The organism is Corynebacterium sp. MSK204, from assembly GCF_030229885.1.
Taxonomy (GTDB): Bacteria; Actinomycetota; Actinomycetes; order Mycobacteriales; family Mycobacteriaceae; genus Corynebacterium.
On the sequence record NZ_JASPGQ010000011.1, the window covers coordinates 78,346 to 98,002 of the forward strand.

Annotated in this window: 16 protein-coding genes and 1 pseudogene; 15 read left to right on the forward strand and 2 right to left on the reverse strand. The window is 58.6% G+C overall.

Features of this window, described 5'->3' with window-relative positions; genetic code table 11:
* Positions 1–15 precede the first annotated feature (15 nt).
* The 10 genes from murG to QP908_RS08270 all read left to right on the forward strand — a co-directional run bounded on the left by murG (position 16) and on the right by QP908_RS08270 (position 9,046).
* Positions 16–1,125, forward strand: a complete 1,110-nt coding sequence (murG, locus tag QP908_RS08225; protein ID WP_239269931.1) for an undecaprenyldiphospho-muramoylpentapeptide beta-N-acetylglucosaminyltransferase — start codon at positions 16–18, stop codon at positions 1,123–1,125.
* Positions 1,126–2,589, forward strand: coding sequence for a UDP-N-acetylmuramate--L-alanine ligase (murC, locus tag QP908_RS08230; protein ID WP_284772043.1), 1,464 nt, complete (start codon positions 1,126–1,128; stop codon positions 2,587–2,589).
* Positions 2,589–3,260, forward strand: a complete 672-nt coding sequence (locus QP908_RS08235; RefSeq protein ID WP_350338376.1) for a cell division protein FtsQ/DivIB — start codon at positions 2,589–2,591, stop codon at positions 3,258–3,260. Before murC ends, QP908_RS08235 begins: the two co-directional genes overlap by 1 nt.
* A 310-nt stretch (positions 3,261–3,570) precedes the next feature.
* Entirely contained in the window at positions 3,571–4,884 is a 1,314-nt protein-coding gene (gene ftsZ / locus QP908_RS08240; protein WP_284772045.1) for a cell division protein FtsZ, read from the forward strand.
* A 24-nt stretch (positions 4,885–4,908) separates the two neighbouring features.
* On the forward strand, positions 4,909–5,646 hold the full coding sequence (gene pgeF, locus QP908_RS08245) for a peptidoglycan editing factor PgeF (RefSeq protein WP_284772046.1): 738 nt from the start codon (positions 4,909–4,911) through the stop codon (positions 5,644–5,646).
* Entirely contained in the window at positions 5,639–6,337 is a 699-nt protein-coding gene (locus QP908_RS08250) for a YggS family pyridoxal phosphate-dependent enzyme (RefSeq protein WP_239269926.1), read from the forward strand. Before pgeF ends, QP908_RS08250 begins: the two co-directional genes overlap by 8 nt.
* A gap of 102 nt (positions 6,338–6,439) precedes the next feature.
* Positions 6,440–6,913, forward strand: a complete 474-nt coding sequence (locus QP908_RS08255) for a cell division protein SepF (RefSeq protein ID WP_239269925.1) — start codon at positions 6,440–6,442, stop codon at positions 6,911–6,913.
* Between the two features lie 94 nt (positions 6,914–7,007).
* Complete coding sequence (locus tag QP908_RS08260; protein WP_023023058.1) at positions 7,008–7,298, forward strand: YggT family protein; 291 nt, start codon at positions 7,008–7,010, stop codon at positions 7,296–7,298.
* Between the two features lie 208 nt (positions 7,299–7,506).
* Complete coding sequence (locus QP908_RS08265) at positions 7,507–8,703, forward strand: DivIVA domain-containing protein (RefSeq protein ID WP_284772047.1); 1,197 nt, start codon at positions 7,507–7,509, stop codon at positions 8,701–8,703.
* 136 nt (positions 8,704–8,839) lie between these two features.
* Complete coding sequence (locus tag QP908_RS08270) at positions 8,840–9,046, forward strand: zinc-binding dehydrogenase (RefSeq protein ID WP_284772048.1); 207 nt, start codon at positions 8,840–8,842, stop codon at positions 9,044–9,046.
* A 254-nt stretch (positions 9,047–9,300) separates the two neighbouring features.
* On the opposite strand, the gene QP908_RS08275 is transcribed toward QP908_RS08270, so the two are convergent.
* Positions 9,301–10,299: an HNH endonuclease signature motif containing protein gene (locus QP908_RS08275; protein WP_284772049.1), complete on the reverse strand. Its 999-nt coding sequence runs from the start codon at positions 10,297–10,299 to the stop codon at positions 9,301–9,303.
* A gap of 286 nt (positions 10,300–10,585) precedes the next feature.
* Here QP908_RS08275 and ileS point away from each other — a divergent pair, with 286 nt between their 5' ends.
* The 3 genes from ileS to QP908_RS08290 all read left to right on the forward strand — a co-directional run bounded on the left by ileS (position 10,586) and on the right by QP908_RS08290 (position 16,263).
* Positions 10,586–13,750 carry an isoleucine--tRNA ligase gene (gene ileS, locus QP908_RS08280; RefSeq protein WP_284772050.1) on the forward strand — a complete coding sequence of 1,055 codons (3,165 nt, stop codon included), beginning with the start codon at positions 10,586–10,588 and terminating at the stop codon, positions 13,748–13,750.
* A gap of 168 nt (positions 13,751–13,918) precedes the next feature.
* Positions 13,919–15,529 (forward strand): xylulokinase, encoded by a 1,611-nt coding sequence (locus tag QP908_RS08285; RefSeq protein WP_284772051.1) that lies wholly within the window; start codon positions 13,919–13,921, stop codon positions 15,527–15,529.
* 20 nt (positions 15,530–15,549) lie between these two features.
* On the forward strand, positions 15,550–16,263 hold the full coding sequence (locus QP908_RS08290) for an L-ribulose-5-phosphate 4-epimerase (protein ID WP_284772052.1): 714 nt from the start codon (positions 15,550–15,552) through the stop codon (positions 16,261–16,263).
* A 16-nt stretch (positions 16,264–16,279) separates the two neighbouring features.
* Here the strand turns inward: QP908_RS08290 and QP908_RS08295 are convergent, their stop codons facing one another.
* Complete coding sequence (locus QP908_RS08295) at positions 16,280–17,284, reverse strand: alcohol dehydrogenase catalytic domain-containing protein (protein ID WP_284772053.1); 1,005 nt, start codon at positions 17,282–17,284, stop codon at positions 16,280–16,282.
* 1,228 nt (positions 17,285–18,512) lie between these two features.
* Between QP908_RS08295 and QP908_RS08300 the strand changes: the two genes are divergently transcribed.
* Both QP908_RS08300 and QP908_RS08305 read left to right on the forward strand, forming a co-directional pair.
* Entirely contained in the window at positions 18,513–18,860 is a 348-nt protein-coding gene (locus tag QP908_RS08300; protein WP_284772054.1) for a hypothetical protein, read from the forward strand.
* Between the two features lie 471 nt (positions 18,861–19,331).
* Positions 19,332–19,657, forward strand: a pseudogene (locus QP908_RS08305) (hypothetical protein); the annotation flags it as partial.

The window sequence follows — 19,657 nt, forward strand, 5'->3', positions numbered from 1 at the left end:
GGTAGCCTTTAGGCTATGAATTCCACGCCATTTTCCGTCGTCCTTGCAGGTGGCGGCACTGCAGGACATATTGAGCCCGCCCTTGCCGTCGGTGAAGCTTTACGCGAGCGCTACGGCGCCAGGATTACCGCATTAGGGACCGAAAAGGGGCTGGAAAGCGATATTATTCCCGCCCGCGGCGTGGACCTGCGCCTAATTACGCCCGTGCCGATTCCCCGCAAGGTGAGCACCAACCTGGCCAAGTTACCCGTCAAGCTTGCGCGGTCCGTCCGCCAGGCGCGGAAGGTCTTAAAGGACGTGGAGGCCGATGTCGTCTTCGGCACCGGCGGATACGTCTCTGGGCCCGCCTATATAGCGGCGAAGACCTTAGGTATTCCGTTTTACGTCCTCGAGACCAATGCCTTGGCAGGTATGGCCAATAAGCTGGGCGTGAAGCTCGGCGGCATCGGCCTTAATGCCCACGCCAATTCCGGCATGGAGGGCGAGGTCATCGGCATCCCAGTGCGCCCCAGCCTGGCCGCGGCTGCCGGGGATAAGGACGGGAATACCGCTGCGGATGCCCGCACGAAGTGGGATTTAGCGCAGCTGCCCACCATCCTCATTACCGGCGGCTCCCAAGGAGCGGCCAGCATCAACGGCGCCGTAGCGGGCGCAGCGGAGGACCTCACTAAGGACTTCCAGCTCTTGCACGCCTATGGCAAGAAAAACGATTCGCCCAAGCCGTATCCCAACTACGCCGCTCTGCCGTATATCGACGACATGGCCGGTGCGCTCGCCGCGGCGGACCTCGTGGTGTGCCGTTCGGGCGCGATGACGGTGGCAGAGGTTTCCGCCGCGGGCCTTCCCGCCATCTACGTCCCGTTGCCACACGGCAATGGCGAGCAAGCGCTGAACTCGCGCGAATTGGTAGAAGCCGGTGCTGCGGTGCAGATTCCCGATGCCGAATTGGGCTCCGATCGCCTCATCGAAGAGGTCCGCGCCATTCTTGATGATCCAGAGCGCCTGAAATCCATGACGCAGGCCGCCGCCCAGTCTAAGGCGGGGGATGCGGCGAATATCATCGCTGACCGCATCGCCACCCGCGTGCAGGACGCAGAATTGCAGGCCGGAAAGAAGGATAAGTAAATGACCGATCCCGCACAGTACGATCTCAGCCGCGTCCACCTCATTGGCATCGGTGGTTCCGGGATGTCGGGTCTTGCCCGCATCCTCGCCGCACGCGGCGCCGTCGTTACCGGCTCCGATGTGAAGGACTCCACCCCGGTGGAGGTTTTGCGCTCGATGGGTGCCAAGGTGGCCATCGGCCACGCTGCGGACAACCTCAAGCTTTCCGGCGAGCTGCCCACCACCGTCGTCACCTCCTTCGCGGCGATTCCGCAAGATAACCCGGAGCTCGTCGCCGCGCGGGAGAATAATATTCCGCTCATTCGCCGCTCGGATCTGCTCGCCGCGCTGATGGAGGGCCACACCCAGGTGCTGCTGGCGGGCACGCACGGCAAGACCTCGACAACCTCGATGGCCGTGAGCGCCATGCAGCACGCAGGCCTGGATCCCTCCTTTGCCATCGGCGGCCAACTCAACCGCGCCGGCACCAACGCGCATGGCGGCACCGGTGAGGCCTTCGTTGCCGAGGCCGATGAGTCCGATGCCTCGCTCTTGCGCTATAGCCCCGATATCGCCGTCATCACCAACGCGGAGCCGGACCACCTTGACTATTTCCACTCCGCGGACGCCTACTTCAAGGTCTTTGCGGACTTCGCGGACTTGGTCACCCCGGATACCGGTTACCTCGTCGTGTGCGCGGAGGACGAGCATGCCGCCGAGATCGGTGAGCAGGCGCTTAGCCGCGGCATCAACGTCATCGGCTATGGCGGCGCGGAGAAAGCGCGTACCACCTCCGTGCCGCTTGCCGCAACGCTGACCGCAGAAGAGACCACTGCCGCCGGCATGGCGTGTACCGTGCAGCTTTCCCTGCCCGGCGTGGAGGAATCCGTGAGCTACCAGCTGCAGATCCCCGGCCACCACATGGTGCTCAACTCCATGGCTGCGCTTATCGCCGGCGTGTTATCGGGCGGCGATCCCCGCACCATTGCGGAGGGGCTCGCGGATTTCAGCGGCGTGCGCCGCCGCTTTGAGTACCGGGGCAGCGTGGACGGGCAGGGCGGTAGCGTCCGCGTCTTCGACGATTATGCCCACCATCCCACCGAGGTTGCCGCGGTGCTGCGGGCCGCGCGCGCCAAGGTTGCGGCCGAGGGCAATGGAGGGCGCGTCATCGCTTGTTTTCAGCCGCACCTGTACTCGCGCACCATGGAATTCGACGCCGAGTTTGCGCAGGCGCTTGCGCTTGCCGATGCCGCCGTTGTACTCGATATCTACGGCGCCCGCGAGCAACCCGTGGAAGGCATTACCTCGCGCATTATCACCAATAAGATGCCGGAAGAGATGGAGGTTATCTTTGAGCCAGACTTTTCCGCCGCGGCCAAGGACGTGGTCTCCATCGCACAGCCGGGCGATATCATCTTGACCATCGGCGCCGGTTCCATCACCCTCGTGGCCGCGGAAATTCTCGATGAATTGCGGGCCCACTAGTGCGGGTGTCGAAGAAGCTTATTTTCGGCATCGTCGGTGGCCTGCTCGCCCTCGTGCTGCTGGTGGGCATCGCGGTGTGGGCGCTGCCCATCTTTAAGGTGAAAAACTTTGAGGTAGAAGGCGTGCACCAACTCGATGCCGCCCAGGTGCAGGAGGCCGCCGGAGTCCCCGAGGGAGAAAACCTTTTGCGGGTGGACGCGCACGCGGCCGCCAGTAGCGTTGCGAGCCTGGACTGGGCGGATTCGGTGACGGTCTCGCGCGACCTGCCATCGACATTGACGATATCCGTGCAGGAACACAAGCCCGTCGCCTTCGTAAAGCGAGACGACACCACTTTCCTCATCGATGCCAAGGGGGAGGAGTTTACCTCTGCAGAGCCTCCCGAAGGTGCGGTGGAGCTTACCGGGGACATCGACAGTGGCTCCTCCGAAGCCCAAGACGCGGTGGCTGCCATTGCTGCGCTTCCTGATGACGTCCGCCACCAAGTCGCCACCCTCGAAGTCACCGATTCCTATTCCTTGCAGTTCACCACCAAAGATGATCGCCGCATTTTCTGGGGAGCCAGCGATAAAAATAACGATGATAAGGCCCGCGCCTTCGCCACCGTGCTGAAGATGGAGGGCCAAGAATGGAATATCTCTAACCCTGAACTGGTCACTACCCGCGGATAGGGTAGATACCTCGGTGGAAGCTGAGATAGGCCCGAAAAATTCCCTGCCGCGCCGCGCCCCAAGCGTATGCGCTGCAGGGTCTTTTAATTTCTCTTTCGGGTGGTGTCAGTGGTGCGGAAGTGGCGGACAAAACCGCAGGCCAGCAACCCTAAAGTGGTACTTGAGAGTCCCGACACGCGTAAAATGAGCATGAAAATTACAGGTGTGTCGTTAAAGATGGAGGGGAACGCGATTCACGCTCGTGAAGCGCATACAATCCTCGTTTAATGCACGTGCAGACTTAAAGTAGCGAAAGGTGAGACCTGCTCACATGATCTCTTCCAACAACAATCTCGCGGATATCAAGGTCGTCGGCGTCGGCGGTGGCGGCGTCAACGCCGTGAACCGCATGATCGAAGAAGGCCTGAAGGGCGTCCAATTCGTCGCCATCAACACCGACTCCCAGGCGCTGATTTTCTCCGATGCCGATACCAAGCTCGACATCGGCCGCGAGGCCACCCGCGGGTTGGGCGCAGGCGCCAACCCTGAGGTGGGCAAGACCTCTGCGGAAGACCACAAGTCCGAAATCGAGGACGCCCTGCAGGGCTCCGATATGGTCTTCGTTACCGCCGGCGAGGGCGGCGGCACCGGTACGGGTGCCGCTCCTGTTGTGGCTTCCATCGCGAAGAAGATGGGCGCGTTGACCGTGGGTGTTGTCACCCGCCCCTTCAAGTTCGAGGGTGCGCGCCGTACCCGCCAGGCCATGGCCGGCATCGAGGAGCTGCGCGAGGTCTGCGATACCCTCATCGTTATCCCCAATGACCGCCTGATGCAGCTCGGTGGGGAAGAGCTTTCCATGGTGGAAGCCTTCCGCGCGGCCGATGAGGTCCTCCACAATGGTGTCCAGGGTATTACCAACCTGATCACCATCCCGGGCATGATCAACGTCGACTTTGCTGACGTTCGCTCCGTCATGTCTGACGCCGGTTCCGCGCTGATGGGCATCGGCTCCGCACGGGGCGATAACCGCGCCATGACCGCCGCCGAGCAGGCCATCAACTCGCCGCTATTGGAATCCACGATGGAAGGCGCCAAGGGCGTGCTGCTTTCCATCGCCGGCGGCTCCGACCTGGGCCTGCACGAGGTCAACTCTGCGGCCTCCATGGTCGAAGAACGCGCCGATGAAGACGTCAACCTCATCTTCGGTACCATCATTGATGACACCTTGGGCGATGAAATCCGCATCACCATCATCGCCACCGGTTTCGACGCCGAGGCCAATGCCGCCCAGGCAGCATCGGGTAAGCGCGCCTCCGAGCAGCGCAAGCCCGGCTCGCTCTTTGATAACCGCGACCGCGAGTCCGGAAACTCCGCCACCCCGGCGCCCGCGCAGCCCGCCGCCGATGACTACGCTCCGCGCCACTCCTATGAGCCGCGCGCCGGCCAGGGTGGCGTGGAGGATCGCCGCGCTGATGAGCGCCGCGTAGACGATCGTCGTTACGATGACCGTCGCGTGGAAGAACGCCGCCCCGAGGAGCGCCGCAGTGAGTCTGGCGGTCTGTTCACCAATTCCGATCGCTTCCGCGAGGAGCGCCGCGATGATGATGGCGACGACGATCTCGATGTGCCGTCCTTCATGCGCTAAGCGCAAACCGCTACGCTGGTGTGCATGCCAGTAAACGAGGAACATCGCACCAGCCGCCCCGTCCGCATGGTTTTTACCAGCCGTGCAGGCGGGGCGTCTGCATATCCCTATGAGTCTTTTAATCTTGGCGGCCACGTCGGCGACGATCCCGCCAACGTGGCGGCTAACCGCGAGCGCCTTTTGCGCGTTACCGGGCTCGAGAACATCGTGTGGATGGAACAGCTCCATACCAATACGGTTTCCGTCATCGATGGCCCGCAAGAGTCCCCGGTGCCAGCGACGGATGCGATTGTGACCACGCAGCGCCGGCTTGGCCTTGGTGTTCTCGTCGCGGATTGCACGCCCGTGCTGCTTGTCGATGTCCCCGCCGGCGTCATCGCCGCCGTCCACGCCGGCCGGCTCGGTGCCCGCAACGGCATCGTGGTCAATACCGTGCGCGAGATGCAGAAACTTGGCGCCCAACCGGAGAGAATCCAGGCGGTCATGGGGCCTGCCGCATCCGGGAAAAACTACGAGGTGCCGGAAGACATGGCCAACGATGTCGAACGGCGCCTTCCCGGCTCGAAATGTAAGACCGCGAAGGGAACGTGGGGCATCGACGTGCGCGCGGGGCTTATCCGTCAATTGATGGGCCTGGGCATTACCAATATCGATTCGGATCCGCGCTGCACCATTGAGGACACGGATTTCTTTTCTTATCGCCGCGAAGGAACCACTGGCCGCCAGGCCGGTGTGATTTGGTTGGAGGCTAATCATGAGTAACCGGAAACAAGAACTGGCAGATAACCTCGCCGCAACAAAGGAACACATTAGCGCCATCGCCGCCGAGCATGAGCGCCCGGCACCGCAATTGCTGGTCGTGACCAAGTTCCATCCCGCAGAGGACATCGCCCTTTTGGCTGAGCTCGGGGTGGAAGACGTCGCGGAAAACCGCGAGCAAGAAGCCCGGGCAAAGGCACAGGAGCTAGAGCAGCTGCGCTTTCACATGATTGGCCAGATTCAAACCAAGAAGGCCAACCACGTCGCGCGGTGGGCTACTAGTGTGCATTCGGTGGATTCGGTGAAGCTGGCCAACGCGCTGGACCGCGGCGTGAGCCTGGCAAAAGAACGCGGCCAGCGAGAGAACAACCTCCCAATATTCATTCAGGTTTCTGCCGATGGCGATACGTCGCGCGGGGGAGTAATCCGCGAGGAATTGGATGAGGTGATCGAGTCCGTCGAGGCGGCGGAGCACCTAGAATTCGCCGGGCTCATGGTGGTTCCTCCTCTCGATGCCGATGCGCGGGAAGTATTTTCCACGGTGCGCGCAGACGTGGATCGCCTGTCCGAACGCCTTGGCCGGCAGCTCAAACTATCAGCCGGGATGAGTGCAGATATGGATGCGGCGATTGCTGCGGGCACCGATATTGTGCGTGTCGGAACCAGCATCATGGGAAAGCGCCCAGTAGGTTAAAAATATCGCAAAAGCGCATTTCACAGCGTAAATCACATGAGTCACATCATTCACATTTGCGCGCTTGAACTTGAACAAATTTAGGTCAGAGGGAGACCCAAAATGTCATTCATTGATAGGACGAAGAATTTCTTCGGGCTTGGTCCGATGGATTTCGAAGAAGACGACGCCTACTACAACGACGAGCCGCGTTACGCGGGCAACGGAGCTGCCACTTCTGCGGCCTACGCCCCACGCCGCGCCCCGCAGGCCTATGAGCCAACCCCAGCGCCTGCGCCCGTCGAGGAGAAGTTCGTTCCGACTATCGTGGCAATCTCCTTGACCTCGTTCAACGATGCCGCCAAGGTGGGCGAACCCTTCCGCGATGGCGATGCAGTGGTCTTTGAGCTTACCGATGCCGAGCGCGGAACCGCCAAGCGCTTCATCGACTTCGCCGCAGGCCTCTGCTTCGGCCTGGAAGGCCGCATGCTCAACCTGTCGAAGGGCATGGACACCCAGCGCAAGGTATTCGCCGTCGTGCCTAAGTCCGCTGATATTGCCAAGCCTGAACTAGAGCGCGCCGCCGGTCTGCGCTAGGTTCGCGGGCTAGGTAAAACGACGCACATCCCATTAACCCCCGTACGGTGCGCAATGCGCACGTGCGGGGGACTATTCGATAGGCTGAGTAATCGTGACTGAAATTGGAATTATTCTCATCTTCTTGGTGAGGGTTTATACATGGGTATTGATCGCCCGGATTATTATTGAGATGATTCAATCTTTCTCGCGGCAATTCAACCCGCCGCGCTGGTTCATGATCATCGCTGAGCCCCTTTTCGCCATCACGGATCCGCCGGTCAAGGCGCTGCGCCGGGTCATTCCTCCGCTGCAGATGGGTGGAATCGCGCTGGACGTTTCCGTCTTGGTGCTATTTTTTATCCTCTCGTTCCTGACAATTTTCCTGCAGGCCATTTTCTTGTAGGACAACCCCGCATCACCCCGTAACCTGTGGTAGACATTGAGAGTCAGCGTTACGTCCATTATTGTGGACTTTCGGTTACAATAAAATGCGATAACCCGTATTATGAACCACATATAACTTTGTGGGGAAGGTTTAGATAAACTGGAACCGCAGCTCCTAAGGCCCTGGAACCTCCGGGGTTGTATCAACTCGAAGGGGAAGACAAGTCATGCCACTGTCACCAGCTGATGTACACAACGTCGCGTTCAGCAAGCCGCCGATTGGCAAGCGTGGCTACAACGAGGATGAGGTAGATCAGTTCCTCGACCTCGTTGAGGATGCCCTTGCCCAATTGCAGGATGAGAACGAAGACCTGCAGGCGCAGGTGAGCGATCTTAGCTCCGGGTCCAAGGCCGGCGGAGCAGGGGCTGGTGCCGCAGCCGCCGCAACCTCTGGCGCAGATGAAGAAGCTCTGCGTAAGGAGATTGAGGCCAAGCTGCGCGCTGAGTATGAAACCAAGTTGGCAGATTCCAAGTCCGAGGTCTCTCGCGCCAAGGAAGAAACCAAGAAGGCCCAGGAGCAGGTCAAGGCCGCCCAGGCCGAGGCCGCAAAGGCCAAGGAGAGCGGTGCCGATGCCCCGGCAGCTGGCGCCACCGCCGCCGCTAATACCGCCGAGCTCAAGGCGGCTCGCGATGAGGCTGCGAAGGCTAAGAAGGAAGCCGAGGAGGCTCGCGCCGAGGCCAAGCAGGCCAAGAAGGAGCTGGAGTCTTCCCAGCGCGAGAACGAGAGCCTGAAGAAGTCCGCTTCCGCCGCTGGCTCCTCGAACTCGGCTGCCTCCAACGCCGCAGCGGCCGCTGCAGGCGCTGGTGTAGCACAGGGCGCAGACGGCCTGGCTACCCCTGATACGCACATGCAGGCAGCCCGCGTGCTGGGCTTGGCCCAGGAGATGGCGGACCGCCTGACCTCTGAGGCTCGCGCCGAGTCTGAGTCCATGCTGTCTGAGGCCCGCACGGCTGCAGAAAAGCAGCTTTCCGATGCTGACTCTCGTTCCAAGGCACAGCTTGCCGAGGCGCAGAAGAAGTACGACACTCAGGTGCAGGACGCAGAAACCCGCTCCAAGAAGCTGGTTTCTGAGGCAGAGTCCAAGGCTCAGCAGACCGAGTCCGATGCTTCCTCCCGTGCCGAGGCCCAGATTCGCCAGGCAGAGGAGAAGGCCGCATCGCTGCAGGCGGATGCCGAGAAGAAGCACACCGAAGTGATGAACACGGTCAAGCAGCAGCAGACCGCTTTGGAGGCACGCATTTCCGAGCTGCGCACCTTCGAGCGCGAGTACCGCACCCGCTTGAAGACCCTCCTCGAGTCCCAGCTGGAAGAGCTCGAGACCCGCGGAACCGCCGCACCAAATGGCGATGCCGGCAAGAACTAAGAAAGCTGGTTGGCAGTAACTAAGCCAAATTAGTTACCCGTAGCGCCCACGCCTCTAGGGGAGTGGGCGCTATTGTGGTTTTATCCCCGCTATGATTGTTCCCATCGCTTCTTTTTAACCCCTGAGAGGAACTGCCATGCTCGTTGCCGCCCTCGTCCTTGCCCTTGTGGCCTTCGTGGCTTTGGTGACGTATGTCTTAAATACCGCCGACTGGGCGTTGTACCTCGTCTTTATCGCAGCGGGTTCCGGCATCGTTTTGTTTATCATTGATTGGGCACGCAAACACCGAGCGGATAATAGTGCCCTTGACGAAGACCTGTCCCAAGGATGGAAACAGAATTAGGGCCCTTCATCGCCCAATTCCGTCTCAACCTGCTCTGTTTCGGTGTGGATTGGCTGATGCAGTCAAATTGAACGGCCAGAAACAATCGCCCCGCAATCGCGGCATGCCAAAGTAGGCGCACGTAGGCGCCTCAACTGGCTGGTGGGGTCCAGGCCGCAGCAGCAACTACACCGATCTCACTAACCGGACCACCCGCGACATCTGCGGTTTACTGGAACGCGGTTTCCTTGGATCCGGTCTCGGATAACTTCTGTCTAATCCGGGGGCTCCCACCGAATGGTCCCATTCCTGCGGACCAGGTGTCCGCGCAGTGGTGGGGCATTGGGGGCATCGTCGTTGACTCCATTGTGGTAGGCGCAGGCTGTGGATAAGTTACCTATGTTGGTCAATCCACCGTGCAACCACGGTTCCAAATGATGAATCTGGCATTCGTCTGCGGGCTTATTGCACCGCGGCCACGGGCAAATTGGATTCTCTGCCGCCGCCAAAAGGCGTTGCTTCGCATTGGCAAAGCGCTCCGTGCGGTACAGGTTGACCGCTCCTTCAAAGGGACTGATGAGGGTAATGAGCCCGCGTTCCTTGAGGGCGCGCTCTAGGTACTCGGCGCCAGTAAGAGTTGCGCCGTTGGTCATCTGCAGCTGGATTTCCTCGCCATCGCCATTGATGATGCGCACGTAGTCATCCAGGTTGACGAGGACATTGGTCATCACCGTGGTTTTAACGGCGGATCCACCGCCGAAAAAGGTCTGTTCCACCGCCTCCAGCGGCTCCTTGCCGCTCTCTTTTAGCGCGGCATGAAGGTCTGCAATGAGCGAGGACCGCGCATCGATGGCCAGGGTCCACGGCGCATTCTTGCGGCGAATGATGCGCACACCAGGCTTAACCTTTTTCTTTTTCGCAGGTAGCTTGGATTTTGCCAGCTTTTCTAGGTCCGCCGTGCTGGCATTGGTGGTGCAGAGTTGCTCGCGGAGGAGCCAGGCATCGAAAAGCGTGGGCATCTTGCGGGCATACTTTTCGATGATGGATAACGCCACAATGGAATGACCGTTGCGGCGGGCACCTTCCATGGCGCGCCGGCGCCGACCGGTGAATTTAGTATTCCCGCAATAAGCCTCTTTGAGCAGGATAAGTTCCCGTGCCGTGTGTTCTGTTGCGCCGTGCGCCCGAAGATCGTCCTCAGACAGGCCAGCGCACCCGGTGACGATATCCATCCCCGGGGCCATAGATGCTAAGTAATTCTCGAGCGCGTTCATGCTTCATAATCTATGGCTGCACGCAACCGCGTACAACAGTAAATTTTCTACCTGTGGATAACTTTTGTGCACAGCGTTCTTGTGGCGCTATACTGGCGGGCACATGCGATGATCCGGCCATCACCGGGGGAGCAATTCAGAAGAACGGCCTGAAGGCTCAGTAGAACTGAACGGGTGGGACCGTTATCTCCTTCACCGAAACGAAGCGGAGCTTTTTAGCTCAAGCAGGGTGGTACCGCGAGCCATTGGCCCGTCCCTGCACCAAGTTATAGCGTGAAGGAAGATAATGGTGAAAAAGATTTACCCCAAGGTCGATATGACCGGCGGCTCGAGCCGGTTCCCGGACATGGAAGAAGAAGTCCAGAAGTATTGGAAGCAGGACGATACGTTCCAGGCTTCTTTGGAAAAGACTAAAGACTGCCCCGAATACATCTTTTATGATGGCCCTCCCTTTGCCAATGGCCTGCCGCACTACGGTCACCTGCTGACCGGTTACGTTAAGGACATCGTGCCGCGCTACCGCACGATGGCCGGAAATTACGTCCCCCGCGTCTTTGGCTGGGATACCCACGGCCTGCCAGCGGAGCTGGAGGCGGAAAAGCAGCTCGGGATCACCGATAAAGCCCAGATCGAGGACATGGGCCTGGACAAGTTCAACGAGTACTGCGCAAAGTCGGTGCTGGAATACACCGATGAGTGGGAAGACTACGTCAACCGCCAGGCCCGCTGGGTGGACTTTGACAATGGCTACAAGACCATGGATATCAACTTCATGGAATCGGTCATGTGGGCGTTCAAGGAGCTCTATGACAAGGGCCTGATCTACAAGGGTTTCCGCGTGCTGCCTTACTCCTGGGCGGAGCATACCTCCCTGTCCAACCAGGAAACGCGCCTGGATGATTCCTATAAGATGCGCCAGGATCCCACCTTGACGGTGACCTTCCCGGTCGCAGGCGCTCGCGAGGGCACCGCGGCGGAAAAGACGCTGGCGGATTACCCCGCGCTTGCCGATGCCTCCTTCCTCGCCTGGACCACCACCCCCTGGACCTTGCCGTCCAACGAGGCGCTGGCGGTTCACCCGGAGGTCTCCTACGCACTATTTAAGGCCACCGACGGCGAGTTCGCCGGCCGCACGTTCATAATGGCCGACAACCTGCTGGGCACCCTGGAAAAGGAACTAGGTGAGGCCGAGGTGCTAGACACCTTCACTGGCGCGCAACTCGAGGGCTTTAAGTACGAGCCGATCTTCGGCTTCTTCCCGGACCTGCGCAATGCCTACCAGGTGCTATTGGCAGACTACGTCACCACCGAAGACGGTACGGGTGTTGTCCACCAGTCACCTGCCTTTGGTGAAGACGATATGAATACCACCAACGAGTATGACATCGAGTTGGTGGTCCCGGTGGATGAGGACGGTAAGTTCACCTCCCAGGTCCCGCCGTACGAGGGCCAGCTGGTCTTCGATGCGAATAAATCCATCATCAAGGATCTCAAGGCCGCTGGGCGAGTGGTGCGCCACGTGACCATCGAGCACTCCTACCCACACTCTTGGCGCTCGGGCGAGCCGCTTATCTACATGGCGCTGCCCGCTTGGTTTGTGAAGGTCACCGAATTCCGTGATCGCATGGTGGAGCTCAACCACAACGAGATCGAATGGTTGCCGGAGCACATCCGCGATGGCCAATTTGGCAAGTGGCTGGAAGGCGCCCGCGACTGGAATATCTCGCGCACTCGCTACTGGGGCGCGCCCATCCCGGTGTGGATGTCCGATGATGACGAGTACCCGCGCATGGACGTCTACGGCTCTTTGGATGAGCTGGAGAGGGACTTCGGCAAGCGCCCGGAGTCGCTGCACCGCCCGCACATCGATGAGCTGACCCGCCCCAACCCGGACGATCCCACCGGTAAGTCCACCATGCGCCGCGTGCCGGACGTGCTGGACTGCTGGTTCGAATCCGGTTCCATGCCGTTTGCGCAAAAGCACTACCCGTTTGAAAACAAGGAGTGGTTTGAAACTCACTCGCCGGCGGACTTCATCGTGGAGTACTCCGGGCAAACCCGCGGCTGGTTCTACCTGCTGCACGTGCTGTCCACCGCGCTCTTTGACCGCCCAGCGTTCAAGAAGGTCGTGGCCCACGGTATCGTCTTGGGCAACGACGGGCTAAAGATGTCCAAGTCCAAGGGTAACTACCCGGACGTCAACGAGGTCTTTGACCGCGACGGTTCCGATGCCATGCGCTGGTTCCTGATGTCCTCGCCCATTCTGCGCGGCGGCAACCTCATCGTCACCGAGCAGGGCATCCGCGAAGGCGTGCGCCAGGCGCTGCTCCCCATCTGGAATGCGTACACCTTCCTGCAGCTCTACGCCGAGCAGGAGGCCAAGTTCGATACGAGCTCCACGCACGTGCTCGACCGCTACATCCTGGCTAAGACCCACGACCTTGTGGCGAATGTCGATGCCGCGCTGGCGGGGACCGATATCGCCACCGCTACCGAAGAGGTTCGTCTTTTCGCCGATGTGCTGACCAACTGGTACGTCCGTCGCTCCCGCGATCGCTTCTGGGGTGGCGAGGACTCCAACCCAGAGGCCTTCAACACCCTCTACACCGTTTTGGAGACAACCACGCGCGTGGTTGCCCCGCTGCTGCCGCACGTCGCCGAGGTCATTTACCGCGGCCTGACCGGTGAGCGCTCCGTGCACTTGGCGGACTTCCCGAAGGCCGAGGACTACCCCGCGGATGCGGAGCTAGTGTCTGCCATGGACGCCACTCGCGCGGTGGCATCGGCTGCATCCTCGGTGCGCAAGGCCAATAAGCTACGCAACCGCCTGCCGTTGCCAAAGCTCACCGTGGCCTTCACGGGCTCGCAGAGCCTGTCGGACTTCGCGGACATTATCCGCGACGAGGTCAATGTCAAAGAGGTTGAGCTTACTGATGATGTGGATTCCGTCGGCACCTTCCAGGTGGTCTGTAACGCCAAGGTTGCCGGCCCGCGCTTGGGTAAGGATGTCCAGCGCGCCATCAAGAACCTTAAGGCGGGCAACTACGAGCGCCGCGGCGATGAGGTCGTGGTAGATGGTGACATCGTCTTGAGTCCTGAGGAATACACCGAGCGTTTGCAGGCTGCGAACCCAGACTCCACGGCCCGCATCGAGGGCTTGGATGGCCTGGTTGTCCTAGATACCGAGGTCACCGAAGAGCTCGAGGCCGAAGGCTGGGCCGCCGACGTCATCCGTGGCCTGCAGGATGCCCGCAAGAACTCCGGCTTCGACGTATCTGACCGCATCTCCGTGGTCCTTTCCGTGCCCGAAGATAAGAAGGAGTGGGCGCAGCGCCACGCTGAGACCATCGCGGGCGAGGTGCTGGCAACGGAGTTCTCCGTGGTCACCGAGCAGCTTGCCGATGCTCACGATATCCTCACCGGAGTCACCGCCACCGTAGCCAACAACTAAGAGCGCACAGCTTAAACGTTAAGCGGCCCGGCCGGATGCTGTCCATAGCGTTCGACTGGGCCGCTGCTTTTATCAGGGCTGCGCTGCATTTGCCTCTAAACCCCGGAAGGACAGGAGGAATAGGGGAGTAGACTGGCGGCCGAACTCCCCGACGTGAGGAAGGTAGCCGTGACAGAGAGCGATTCTTTAGCGCCCGCAGAAATTATCCGCAGCGGCCGAGGAGTACTCGGCATTGAAGTCGGCTCGACGCGTATTAAAGCGTGCCTCATCGACAGCTCCGGACGGGTCATCGCAACCGGTTCTCATCGCTGGGAAAGCGACTATGTAGATGGCCACTGGAGCTACGCACTAGATGATGTATGGGAAGGTCTGCGTGCCGCCTACGCTGATTTGAACGCAGAGATACGTGAGCTCACGGGGGAAAGGCTCACCCGGATAGCAGCTATCGGCATATCTGGGATGATGCATGGCTACTTGGCTTTCAATAAGTCCGATGAACAGCTCGTGCCCTTTCGCACTTGGCGCGATACTTATACGGGCGAAGCCGCGAAGAAACTATCGGAACTCTTCGACGTTAATATCCCAATGCGCTGGTCCGTCGCCCATTTCTATCAGGCATTGCTGGACGGCGAGCCACACGTTGGCGACGTCGATTTTCTGACAACCTTGTCCGGCTATATCCACTGGCAGTTAACGGGTCAGAAAGTTCTCGGCGTGGGGGATGCCTCTGGCATGTTTCCTATTGACCCTCAAACGGCGTCCTACGATGAGGCGGCGCTCGCGAAATTCCGCAGAGAAATTGGGCGAGACTTCGCAGAGTTATTGCCCGAGTCCTTGTCTGCGGGCGCGGCCGCGGGTGCCCTTGAGCACCCAGAACTCCTGGATCCCAGCGGAGCGCTGCAGGCCGGCGCGGTGGCATGCCCGCCTGAAGGCGATGCTGGAACGGGCATGGTGGCCACGAATACCGTCAGCATCAATACGGGCAACGTGAGCGTGGGTACCTCGATTTTTGCAATGCTTGTTCACCAAAAGCCCTTGAGTAAGTCCTATCCCGAAATTGACCCGGTGACCACACCGACGGGTCTGCCAGTGTCGATGGTGCACTGTAATAACGGCGCGCAGGAAATTTCGGATTGGATCTCGCTGTTTAGCGATGTAGCAGTGGCGTTCGGTACCAAGAACATTGACCACATCGACGATGTATATACGGCCATTTTGACCGAGGCATTACGCGGTGAACCGGATGCCGGCGGGGTAGTGGTCTATCCCTACCGGGCCGGTGAACCGATTGCGGGTTTGAGTGAAGGGCGCCCCATGGTGGCGCGGACACCCGATGCGAATTTCTCCCTTGCTAACCTCATGCGCGCCAACCTGTATAGCGTCTTCGCCTCGCTGGCACTGGGTATGCGCTTGCTGGAACAAGAAGGAATTTCCGTTGACGTCGTCCAAGCCCACGGTGGGATTTTCCGCACGGTCGGTGTAGCGCAGCGCTTCTTGGCGGCCTCTTTGAAAACCCCAGTGGCCGTGGCGCAGTCCGCTGGCGAAGGCGGTGCTTGGGGGATCGCGTTGCTGGCGAACTACATGGGCTCGGATAAAGACTTTGCGGATTACCTCAACGATGAGATTGCCAGCAGCAATAATACTGGGCGCATCCGTCAGCCCGATCCGTGCGATGTCGCGGGCTTTGCTACCTACCTCGAGCGATTCATAGAGGGATTGTCCATGCAAGAAGGCGCAGTTTCAGCGTTGCCTACCTCCGTATCTCAAGAAGAAGACTAAGGCACTAGGGAAAGGCCACAATGGTTCAGCATCTATCTGAGTATCGCCCAGAAATCCAACAAGCGGTGTCTAAGACCCGCCAGCGCGTCAGCGACCTTCACGCCGAACTGCCGCGGTGGGGCCTTGTGTCGTGGACTGCAGGCAATGTCTCTGAACGCATTGTCGTCGATGCCTCCGGTACTCCGAGCACACAGGATCTTTTCGTCATCAAGCCCTCTGGCGTGCGCTACGAGGAGCTAAGCCCAGAATCGATGGTGCTCTGCGACTTAGAAGGCGTGCTTGTCGATGGCGCTTATGCTCCCTCCTCGGATACCGCCGCACATGCCTATGTGTATAAGCATATGCCGGAGGTTGGCGGAATCGTCCACACCCACTCGAGCTACGCCACAGCGTGGGCCGCCCGCGGGGAAGAGATTCCATGCGTACTTACGATGATCGCCGATGAATTTGGCGGGCCAGTGCCCGTTGGACCCCTTGCGATCATCGGCGATGACTCCATCGGCCGGGGCATCGTGGAGACCTTGCGGGAGTCCCGTTCACCTGCCGTGTTGATGCAAAATCATGGTCCCTTCACCATCGGTGACGATGCTGAAAATGCCGTGAAAGCAGCCGTGATGGTTGAAGAAGTTGCGCGTACCGTGCACTTAGCCAAGGAGCTCGGCGGCCCTAAGCCCATCCCACAGGACATTATCGATAGACTCAATGACCGCTATCAGAATGAATACGGCCAATAAGGCTTCCGGCTGATATTTATTTATCCGTAATGAATATCGTGATGTGCTCTGGGCTCTTCATAGCCTCGAGCGCTTCTTCGTAGCGGTCAACTGGGAACGTACCGGTGACTAGGCCATCGAGTTTGTCATAAAGGTGAGCCATCCGCTTGGCCGCAGCGGGGTACATATTAGCCAGGGACTGGGCCCCGATGAGCGAGATTTCCTTCTCGAATAGGTCGAGCGGGCGGAAATCTATCGTGGCATCTGGAGAAGGCACACCCATCTGGATTAAGCGGCTGCGCTTGCCGAGGATACGGATGGCATCAGCAATAGCACCTGCATTGCCGGATGCATCCACGGTGAGGTCATAGGAATCCTGATCCAAATCTGCGGCTGAGTCCACTGCTTGGACGGCGCCCAGTTTTACAGCTTGCGCGCGCCGGGCCGGGTTGGGTTCAACAACAGAGACGCTTGCTGCGCCCTCATCTAATGCGACGACGAGCGCCACCAAGCCGATGGAACCGGCACCGAAGATGACCATATCCTGGTCTTTCCAACCAGGCGCGAGGTCTAATGCGTGCAAAACGCAAGATAGCGGTTCGGTCAGCGGTGCAACATGGTGAGGAATTTCTGTGGAGAGCTTGTAGACGAATTTGGCCGGCATGGCGATGAATTCCGCACAGGAACCATCCTGCATAATGCCGGCGGGTGAGATGTGCTCGCACAGATTCGTTGCGTTTTGCTTGCACCAGGTGCACTCGCCGCACGTCACGTTGGGGTTAGCGCCAACGTAGTCACCGACGGAAAAATCGGTGACCTCTGTGCCGACCTCCGTGATGTAGCCTGCCATTTCGTGCCCCAGGATGAGTGGATAGTTGCCGATGACATAGTCACCTCTTACTAAGTGCAGGTCAGTGCCACAGATACCGGTGCCCACCGGTTCGATGACTACCTCGTTGGCTTTTGCGTGGGGAACAGGGACGTCTTGGATTTCAATATCGCCGTGACCAGTGGTAACAACGGCGCGCATGGTATCGGTCATGGGGTATGGCTCCTCTCCGGCGCAGATTGGGCTACGCCGGTACCTGGAATTATCCAGTTGTAGGGTGGGAAGAACTTAGTTTCGAGATGTGTTACCTACGATGTTAAGCGTATCACTTGGACTTGAAGATTTAAGGCAAATAAAATTTTAAAGATAGTGATAGCTACATCATAAAATGACTGGCTAAGCCTCACTTCCTCGTAGTGAGCCAGGCGAGCGAAGTCTCATCATGCGTAATGGCCAAAAGTGCGAGGAACATACACCGTAAAGGGGTTTGTCATTCAAATGGTTTACGCATGATCTGATGTACAGGTTGAAAACGCTAAGAGCACGGGAAGTATCGTGCTCTTAGCGTTTTCTGTGGATTGTTCTATCTCTCTATTGGCACTGACAGTGAAGGCGCATTATTGCGCTTATAGCCTGAAGTCCTCACTAACGCCTTGAAAGGTTCGTATGAAATTCAGTAAACGTATTGTCGCTTCTGCAGCTCTGCCTGTATCTCTCGTTGCTCCGGCTGTCACTCTAGTCGCTGGAGCTGCTGACGGTGAAGCTTGCTTTTAAAACTGTGAAACAGGCACTGTTGATCGATCCAAACTCAGGAATGCGGGCGGATTTGCAGTAGTCGAATACCTGCAAAAGCACTGCGGCATGACCCCAGGTGAGATCTAAAAGTTGAGCCTTCGAAGAGCTGAAGGAAGTAGTTCAACGGCCAAATGATGACGAGGGTAATCCGACTTTCACTGAGTTGGAATTTCTAAGGTATCAAAAACCAATCTCGCGCCTCCCTCCCCAATTCTTGGCGTATCTGGACACGTCAGATAACCGGGCAGGTATTGTGCCGCAGGAGAATGGGGACCTTATTGGAGCTGCAAGGGTCTCCTGCGGAGGTTTCGGGTGATGTGAACGGCATCCAGCTCGGGGCAAGATGATCACCGGTAAAGTGGGCCTAAATTCAGGGCAGAAAGTTGAATGCGCGGTAACTTTCTAGGCAAGGACCCAGTGAAGACTCTTGTTGGACCGTTGCAAGGTGATGAGACTCAGGACATTCCGTTTCAAATTGGCGTTTCAGAAGGCGTTAACTAAAGACCGGTGATGAGGGATTGGTCACCGCAGTGCCAAACTTTTCAGTCTTCAAGACTGGGAAAGGAAACGGCAAAATCGTTGTTGTGAAGGCCACCGAGGAGGCTGGGGCCAAGAGCAAGATCCTGACAATGCCAAGGACTCTAATGTGCCTGAGGTGTTGCCGCAGCCTGAGTACCCAGAGCAGCCGATCGAAACTGGGGGCAATGAGCCTTCGGTTGAGTCGTCTGAGGTTGAGCAGTCCGAGTCTGCGGGTAAGCCGACCCTGGAACCGAAGCCGGGAGACACTCCGGGCAACGGCACTGGCGACAAATTGAAAAAGCCGTCGGTTACGAGCAACGATGGTGCCTCTGATGGCGTAGAAGTCGGCTTTAAATTTGGCACGGTCTTTGGTGTAATTGATGGCCTCGGTGGCTTGGTTGCTCTGGTTGTAGGTGCTACCCCACTGAATGAACCAGAACCACGATGTCGCTCACTTGCTGCAGCCACTCCGTGACTTTTTGGCATCGTTCAACATCAAGTTCTAATCGCGCCCGGTAGCGCGGAATTGCGGGACAGAAATTCCGATTGCTTTTCGGTGTAGAGACGGAAACCGGAGCCCTCTTTTTCGGAGGTACTCCGGCTCCTCTTGGCTAATAGGGGTAGAGAAGTGGACTTTGGTTGTTTTGCTTCAGTCTCGTGCTACATCATGTACCCGGTGACCGCCCCTATTGAGCGGGGCTCGATACTGGTAATCGTTTCGCTGCACTACAGGCGCGGCTATTAAGTGATCTCGCACACTTTTCAGTAGAGGTACTATTGAATGAAAAATCAATATGATTTACTAATCCTGCGTTTAAAAACGTAAATGGCACGATAAAAGTCGTGCAATCCGACTGACTGCGGGGTTCGCTTGTGCCTTCGAATTCTTGAAAGCGCGACTTTGTATATAGATCCCGTAGCTTGTAGTTCCCCTTGGAAGGTTCGTATGAAACTCAAAAAGCGTGTTCTCGCTTCTGCAGCTATCTCTGCATCTCTCGTGGCTACCGCTGTTACCCCAGTTGCTTGGGCTGCTGGTGAGCATCTTAACTGCGCACAGAACTTCCGAGCCGGCGTCGATTTTGATGCTGGTATCAATGCCAACGTTGCGGAGCATCTGCAGCGTAACTGCAAGTTGAGTGTGGAACAGATTACTGAGCTAAGTGTTGACGATATGACACAGACAGCTAGGGGTCTCCTGGGTGACGCGCGACGCTATTTAGTACCGGTAGGGCGGTATCGAGTACCGACCGGTGCGGATATCGGGTACCGGGG

What these genes read in the sequence shown, in the direction of transcription:
- QP908_RS08265 (WP_284772047.1), top strand. Translation starts at nt 7,507, where the DNA reads ATGCCACTGTCACCAGCTGATGTACACAACGTCGCGTTCAGCAAGCCG.
- QP908_RS08290 (WP_284772052.1), top strand. Translation starts at nt 15,550, where the DNA reads ATGGTTCAGCATCTATCTGAGTATCGCCCAGAAATCCAACAAGCGGTG.
- murC (WP_284772043.1), top strand. Translation starts at nt 1,126, where the DNA reads ATGACCGATCCCGCACAGTACGATCTCAGCCGCGTCCACCTCATTGGC.
- ileS (WP_284772050.1), top strand. Translation starts at nt 10,586, where the DNA reads ATGGTGAAAAAGATTTACCCCAAGGTCGATATGACCGGCGGCTCGAGC.
- QP908_RS08270 (WP_284772048.1), top strand. Translation starts at nt 8,840, where the DNA reads ATGCTCGTTGCCGCCCTCGTCCTTGCCCTTGTGGCCTTCGTGGCTTTG.
- QP908_RS08250 (WP_239269926.1), top strand. Translation starts at nt 5,639, where the DNA reads ATGAGTAACCGGAAACAAGAACTGGCAGATAACCTCGCCGCAACAAAG.
- murG (WP_239269931.1), top strand. Translation starts at nt 16, where the DNA reads ATGAATTCCACGCCATTTTCCGTCGTCCTTGCAGGTGGCGGCACTGCA.
- QP908_RS08275 (WP_284772049.1), bottom strand. Translation starts at nt 10,299, where the DNA reads ATGAACGCGCTCGAGAATTACTTAGCATCTATGGCCCCGGGGATGGAT.
- pgeF (WP_284772046.1), top strand. Translation starts at nt 4,909, where the DNA reads ATGCCAGTAAACGAGGAACATCGCACCAGCCGCCCCGTCCGCATGGTT.
- QP908_RS08295 (WP_284772053.1), bottom strand. Translation starts at nt 17,284, where the DNA reads ATGACCGATACCATGCGCGCCGTTGTTACCACTGGTCACGGCGATATT.
- ftsZ (WP_284772045.1), top strand. Translation starts at nt 3,571, where the DNA reads ATGATCTCTTCCAACAACAATCTCGCGGATATCAAGGTCGTCGGCGTC.
- QP908_RS08255 (WP_239269925.1), top strand. Translation starts at nt 6,440, where the DNA reads ATGTCATTCATTGATAGGACGAAGAATTTCTTCGGGCTTGGTCCGATG.